We start from the raw sequence: 6348 nt of genomic DNA, 5'->3' as shown, positions 1-6348 counted from the left end.
TCGTGCGGGCCATCGCGGAGGGGCACCGGGGCGGGAAGGTCGGGCTGCGGCAGACCCCGGGCGGCGGGGCCACCTTCGTCGTCGTGCTCGCCTCGGTGCCGGACCTGCTCCTTGAGACGGACCGCGCATGAACACCCGTACCACCCGCACCACCCGTACTGCCTGTACCGCCCGTACCGGAAAGGCCCGTTGGACATGAAGCGCATCCTGATCGTCGAGGACGAGGAGCGCATCGCCTCCTTCGTCGAGAAGGGGCTGCGCGCGGGCGGCTTCACCACGACCGTCGTCGCGGACGGCGACTCGGCCTACGAGTACGCGCTGACCGGCGGCTTCGACCTGGTGATCCTGGACATCGGGCTGCCCGGCCGGGACGGGTTCACCGTGCTGCGCGAACTGCGCGAGGCCCGGGTGACGGTCCCGGTGATCGTGCTGACCGCCCGGGACTCCGTACGCGACGCGGTCGCGGGTCTGGAGGGCGGCGCCGACGACTGGATGACCAAGCCGTTCCGGTTCGAGGAACTCCTCGCGCGGGTGCGGCTGCGGCTGCGTACGGCGGCGGGGGTTCCTGAGGTCACCGTGCTGCGCGGTGGTGACCTCACGCTGGATCTGCGTACGCGGCGGGCTCGCGCGGGCGAGCGGGTGGTTGACCTGACGGCCCGTGAGTTCGTGCTGCTGGAGCTGTTTCTGCGGCACCCGGGGCAGGTTCTGTCGCGTGAGCAGATCCTGTCGCATGTGTGGGGGTACGACTTCGATCCCGGGTCCAACATCGTTGATGTGTACGTGCGTTCGCTTCGGAAGAAGCTTGGGGCCGAGCGGGTCGAGACTGTGCGAGGGATGGGGTATCGGCTCCCCGTGTGAGTGTTCCGCCGCAGAGGTTGCTTGTCGGCTGCGGGCCGGACGTGGCTTGTCGCGCCCCGCGGCGGAGCCGCACAATGTCACAGCCCCGCGCCCCTGAGAGAGCGCGCCCTGCCTGGTGCGTGAAGGTTCCCTCATCTGGGGCTCATTGGAGGCTCACCGCCCCGCTGAACTCTGAATGTCGTGAGTCTGAATCTTCGGCAAGCCGCCGCTCTCTGTGTGGCCCTGAGTCTCTGTGCCCTGCTGATCGTGCCCGGCAATTTTCCCGGGCTCGGTGGTGACGCGCGGCTGACACTGGCCGTGTTCGCGCTGGCTACCTGTGCGTGGATCGGTACGCCCATCGACGACACGTACATCGCCCTGGGCGCGGGTCTCGCGCTCACGGTGACGGGTGTGATCAGCAGTGAGACGCTCTTCGGCACGCTCGGGGACTCGACGGTCTGGCTGCTGATCTGTGCGTTCGTGCTGGCGGCCGCGGTGGCCCGGACGGGGCTCGCGGGGCGGGCGGCGGCCTTCCTGGTGGGTGGGGCGCGCAGCGTACGGCAGTTGGTGCATCTGACGACGGCCGCGCTGGTCGTGACGGCCTTCGCGGTGCCCGCCACCTCCGGACGGGCCGCGCTCGCGCTGCCGGTGTTCCTCGCGCTCGCCAAGGTGCTGGCCGACCGGAAGCGACTGGTCGTGATGCTGGCGCTGCTCTTTCCGACCGTGATCCTGCTGTCGGCGGTGGCGACCCTGATCGGTGCGGGTGCGCATCTGATCACGGTGTCGGTGCTGTGGGAGACGACCGGGGACCGTATCGACTTCACTCAGTGGCTGCTGCTCGGACTGCCGTTGGCCGTGGCGTCCTCCCATCTGGCCGCCGAGACCGTGCTGTTGACGACAACTCGGCGCGCGGACCGCCGAACTCCCGTACGGATCACGGCCGATGACATCCAGCAGCACAGCGAGCAGCCCGTCACCGGCCCCTGGTCTCCGGCCGAGTCGCGCTGCGCGCTGCTGCTCGCCACGGTGGTCGCGCTGTGGTGCAGCGAGCCCCTCCACCAGGTGTCCCCCGCGGTCGTCGCCCTGATCGGCGCGGTCGTCGCGGCCTCGCCCGCGCTCGGAACCGTGGGCCTGAAGGACGCCCTGAAGACCGTTCCCTGGTCGCTGCTCCTCTTCATGGCGGCGACGATGGCGATGGGCGTCGCGCTCGCGGACTCGGGGGCGGCGGGATGGCTGGTGTCCGGGCTGCCGGCCGACGTCGACCCGTGGCTGTTCCTCGCGCTCGTCGTCGCGGTGAGCACGGCCGCCCATCTGGTCCTGCAGTCCCGTTCGGCGCGCTCGTCCGTCCTTGTACCGCTGGTGGTCGCGGCGGCGGTGGGCGCGGGGGTCAACCCGGTCGCGGCCGCGCTGGCGTCCACGGCCGCGGCGGGCTTCTGCCACACGCTCCCGGCCTCGGCCAAGCCGGTCACGCTCTTCGCCGAGATACCCGGCACACCGACGTACACCCCTCGTGACCTGCTGCGTCTGTCCGCGGTTCTCGCCCCGCTGACGGCGACGCTCGTCCTGCTCTTCGCCCTCACCGTGTGGCCGCTGCTCGGCGTCCCGGTCCTGAAGCCCTGAAGCCCGGAAGCCGTCCCAGCCGCAAAGCCCTCAAGGAGCCCCTCTCATGCTGACCCGTTTCGCCGTCGCCCCCAGTGGCTTCAAGGAGTCCCTGTCCGCCCAGGCCGCCGCCGACGCCATCGCGGCGGGCGTACGCCGTGTCGTACCGGACGCCGAGGTCGACCTGATCCCCCTGGTGGACGGCGGCGAGGGGACGGCCCGGGCCCTGGCCTCGGCGACCGGGGGCCGGCTGGTCGCCCTGCCCGCCACCGGCCCGCTCGGCGAGCCCGTGGGCACCCACTTCGCGCTGCTCGGCACCGGATCCGACCTCGGCTCCGCCGACACGGCCGTCGTGGAGATGGCCGCGGTGGCCGGCCTCTCCCTCGTCCCGCACGGCCTGCGTGATCCGGGCGCCACCACCACGTACGGCGTCGGCGAACTGATCCGCGCCGCGCTCGACACGGGCGTACGCCGCATCCTCGTCGGATGCGGCGACTCGGGCACGTCGGACGGGGGCGCCGGAGCCCTGCAGGCGCTCGGCGCCCGCCTCCTCGACGAGGACGGCTTCGAACTCCCGCAAGGGGGACGGGAGTTGACCCGCCTGCACCACATCGACCCGAAGGGCCTCGACCCCCGCCTCGCCCACACGGAACTGCTGGTCGCCTGCAACCCGTACAACGTGCTGTGCGGTGAGCGCGGAGTCGCCCGCGTGTTCGGCCCGCAGAAGGGTGCGACCCCCGCGCAGGTCGAGGAACTGTCCGCGGGCCTGGAGAACTGGGCGTACGTCCTCACCCGGGACCTCCCGGTCACCTGCGACCTGTACGGCGGCCCCGGTACGGGTGCCTCCGGCGGCCTGGGCGCGGGCCTCGCCGCTCTCGGCGCCCGCCTCCTCCCCCGCTTCGAGGTGCTCCTCGACCACCTCGACCTGGACGCCCGCCTCGCCCGCGCCGACCTGGTCCTCACCGCCGAGGGCGCCCTGGACCACCAGACCCCGCGCGGCAAGGTCCCGGCCGAGGTGGCCCGCCGAGCCAAGCTGAACGGACGCCCGGTCCTCGCCCTGGCGGGCACCCTCGGCGAGGGCGCCCACACGGTCCCGGGCGTGGACGCCTTCACCGGCATCCTCCCCGCTCCGATGGCCCTGGCCGAAGCCCTCGTACGAGCCTCCGAACTCCTCACCGACGCAACCGAGCGCGCCCTGCGGATGATCCTGCTGGGGGCGGGGCTGCCACGAGGGGCGGGTGTGTGAGGGCAAGGCGGGAGTGTGCGGGCCGGGGTGCGTGGCTAGCCGGGCATGTCGACGGCGGCGATGCCGTTGCGGGTGCCCGCGTACACGCGCACCCCACTTCGGGGGCGGGCGTCGACCACCTGCTGGAATGCTGCCGCCCCCGACGACTCGGAGAAGGCCAGCGCCCACTTCTGTTCGCCGTCGCGGTCCACCACGTACAGCGTCCGGCCGAGGAACGCGTGGACGAGACCGTCATGGACGGTGGGGGCGCTGTAGTGCTTCAGGTCACCGCTGCCCCGCACTGTCCATACAGGGCCCGTACGATCCCGAAGTCGATGACCCGCGGACCGTCCGCGGCCAGCAGGATGTTCGACGGCTTGAGGTCCCGGTGGACCATTCCCTGTGCGTGGATCGCGACAAGCGCCTCACCGAGAGCGGCGGCCAGCACCCACACCGCCTCCTCGGGCAGCGGGCCGTGGTCGAGGACGGCATCCCGCAGGTTCGGCCCGTCGACGAACTCCGTGGCCATCCAGGGCCGTTCGCCCCCGGTGTCCGCGTCGACCACCCGAGCGGTGTACGTCCCGGCCCCGCCGACCGTCTGCGCCGCCCGCACCTCCTGGCGGAACCGGGCACGGAAGGTACGGTCCTCGGCGTGCTCGGCCCGCACCACCTTGACGGCCAGCCGCAGACCGGTGGGCGACTCGGCAAGATAGACCTCGCCCATGCCTCCCGCGCCGAGCCTGCCCAGGGCCGTGTACGGCCCGATCCGCCGAGGATCCGTCTCGCGCAGCGCCTGCACCCCCTGCTCCCCTGTCCGGTCGTGCGATCCGAACGGCCGTACAAAAGGAGCGTATACGCGGGATACGCGTCAGGGCAGCGCGCGAACGGTCGCGTGGGACACCGCCCGGCGGGTCACACCGCCGGGACGCAACGCCCTTCCACCGTGCGGTAGTTCCACTTCGCGCCGTCGCTCACGAGTTCCTTGACGGCCCGGACGAACCGCTCGACGTGCTCGTCGGGCGTGCCCGCGCCGAAGCTCACGCGGATCGCGTTGAGGGACTTCTCGCCGGGTGCCGCCTCGGGGGCGCCGCACTCGCCCTGGGTCTGCGGGTCGGTGCCGAGGAGGGTACGGACGAGGGGGTGGGCGCAGAAGAGGCCGTCGCGGACCCCGATGCCGTACTCGGCGGAGAGCGCGGCGGCGAAGTGCGAGCTGTTCCAGCCCTCGACGACGAAGGAGATGACGCCGACGCGGGGCGCGTCGTCGCCGAAGAGGGAGAGGACACGTACCTCGGGCACCTCGGCGAGACCGGTCCGGACGGTGTCGATCAGGTGCTGCTCCCGGGCGACCAGCGTGTCGAAGCCGGCCTCGGTGAGGGCCTTGCAGGCGGAGGCGATGGAGTAGGCGCCGATGACGTTGGGCGACCCGGCCTCGTGCCGTGCGGCGCTCTCGTGCCACTCGACGTCGACGCCGCCGTCCACCCGCCGTGAGACCTTCCGCGAGGCGCCCCCGCCCGCGAGGTACGGCTCGGCCGCGGTCAGCCAGTCGGCGCGTCCTGCGAGGACACCGGACCCGAAGGGCGCGTACAGCTTGTGCCCGGAGAAGGCGACCCAGTCGACGTCCAACTCCCGTACGGACACGGGGTGGTGGGGCGCGAGCTGAGCGGCGTCGAGCACGATCCGGGCGCCGTGCGCGTGGGCGGCGGCGGCCAGTTCCCGTACGGGCCACAGCTCGCCGGTGACGTTCGAGGCGCCCGTGACGCACACGAGCGCCGGCCCCTGGGGGTCCCGCTCGGCGAGTGCCCGCTCCAGCGTCGCGACGGCCTCGCCCGGGGTGCGCGGGGCGTTGAGGTAGGTGACGCGGGCGTCCCGCCACGGGAGCAGGGACGCGTGGTGCTCGGTCTCGAAGACGAAGACCTGGCAGTCGGCGGGGAGGGCGGCTGCGAGGAGGTTGAGCGAGTCGGTGGTGGACCGGGTGAAGACGACCTGGTCGCCGTCGCGGCAGTCGAGGAACTCCTCGACGGTCCTGCGGGCGTTCTCGAACAGGTCGGTGGACAGCTGGGAGAGGTACCCGGCCCCGCGGTGCACGCTCCCGTAGTACGGGGCGTACGCGGCCACGTCGTCCCACACCCGCTGGAGGGCCGGGGCGCTGGCGGCGTAGTCGAGCGCGGCGTAGGTGACCTCGCCACCGGTGACGAGCGGGACGGTGACGTCCCGCCCCAGAACGGGCAGCGATCCGGAGGTGTCACGGCAGACGGTCCGGTCGGCGGCAGCGGTGGAAACAGACATGGCGAACTCCTGTGAGGCAGGCGGGAACACCACACGAGCGGGTACGGCTCGAGCGTGGGTGAAGGTGAAAAGGGGTGTGCGGAGGCGGGGCTCTACGCCCTATCGCATTCGCTTGCTCACAGAAGGCTCCCTCGGACGACCAGGACCCCTGGTGATGCGAGGGGTCCGCGCTTGCCGTAGACCTCACTGCCTACGGCCTGGTCTTCACCCGGGGCACCCCGCCACGGACGGAGGGTTGCCGGACAGCCGGCCGGGGCCTGATGGCTGTCGCTCATGACCTGCCTGCATCTTGCCACACGATGATCCGACCGCAACCCCCGCGTCCGGATACCGGGACGGCCGGAGAGGCCAAAGACTGCGCAGTTCCCCGCGCCCCTTTTCAGGGGCGCGAGAAACTGCCC

The 6348-nt window shown here is 72.1% G+C and carries 5 protein-coding genes, 1 pseudogene and 1 riboswitch; of the genes and pseudogenes, 3 read left to right on the top strand and 3 right to left on the bottom strand.

Annotation, left to right across the window (positions count from 1 at the left end):
• Positions 1-195 precede the first annotated feature (195 nt).
• From O3Q52_RS46895 to O3Q52_RS46885, 3 genes are all read left to right on the top strand, one after another.
• Positions 196-858, top strand: coding sequence for a response regulator transcription factor (locus O3Q52_RS46895; RefSeq protein ID WP_269654581.1), 663 nt, complete (start codon positions 196-198; stop codon positions 856-858).
• A 180-nt stretch (positions 859-1038) separates the two neighbouring features.
• Positions 1039-2457, top strand: a complete 1419-nt coding sequence (locus O3Q52_RS46890) for an SLC13 family permease (protein ID WP_269654580.1) — start codon at positions 1039-1041, stop codon at positions 2455-2457.
• Positions 2458-2503: 46 nt separating this feature from the next.
• On the top strand, positions 2504-3682 hold the full coding sequence (locus O3Q52_RS46885; RefSeq protein ID WP_269654579.1) for a glycerate kinase: 1179 nt from the start codon (positions 2504-2506) through the stop codon (positions 3680-3682).
• 35 nt (positions 3683-3717) lie between these two features.
• Here O3Q52_RS46885 and O3Q52_RS46880 read toward each other — a convergent pair whose 3' ends face one another.
• The 3 genes and pseudogenes from O3Q52_RS46880 to O3Q52_RS46870 all read right to left on the bottom strand — a co-directional run bounded on the left by O3Q52_RS46880 (position 3718) and on the right by O3Q52_RS46870 (position 5947).
• Complete coding sequence (locus tag O3Q52_RS46880; protein WP_269654578.1) at positions 3718-3963, bottom strand: hypothetical protein; 246 nt, start codon at positions 3961-3963, stop codon at positions 3718-3720.
• An 8-nt stretch (positions 3964-3971) separates the two neighbouring features.
• Positions 3972-4460: pseudogene (locus O3Q52_RS46875) on the bottom strand (serine/threonine-protein kinase); the annotation flags it as partial.
• A gap of 113 nt (positions 4461-4573) precedes the next feature.
• Positions 4574-5947: an aminotransferase class V-fold PLP-dependent enzyme gene (locus tag O3Q52_RS46870; RefSeq protein ID WP_269654577.1), complete on the bottom strand. Its 1374-nt coding sequence runs from the start codon at positions 5945-5947 to the stop codon at positions 4574-4576.
• Positions 5948-6109: 162 nt separating this feature from the next.
• Positions 6110-6226: riboswitch (SAM riboswitch) on the bottom strand.
• Between the last annotated feature and the right edge of the window lie 122 nt (positions 6227-6348).

Source organism: Streptomyces sp. ActVer, assembly GCF_027270795.1.
In the GTDB taxonomy this organism is placed as follows: Bacteria; Actinomycetota; Actinomycetes; order Streptomycetales; family Streptomycetaceae; genus Streptomyces; species Streptomyces umbrinus_A.
The sequence above is the reverse complement of the archived record's forward strand: the minus strand, read 5'-3'. Positions and strand labels throughout refer to the sequence as shown.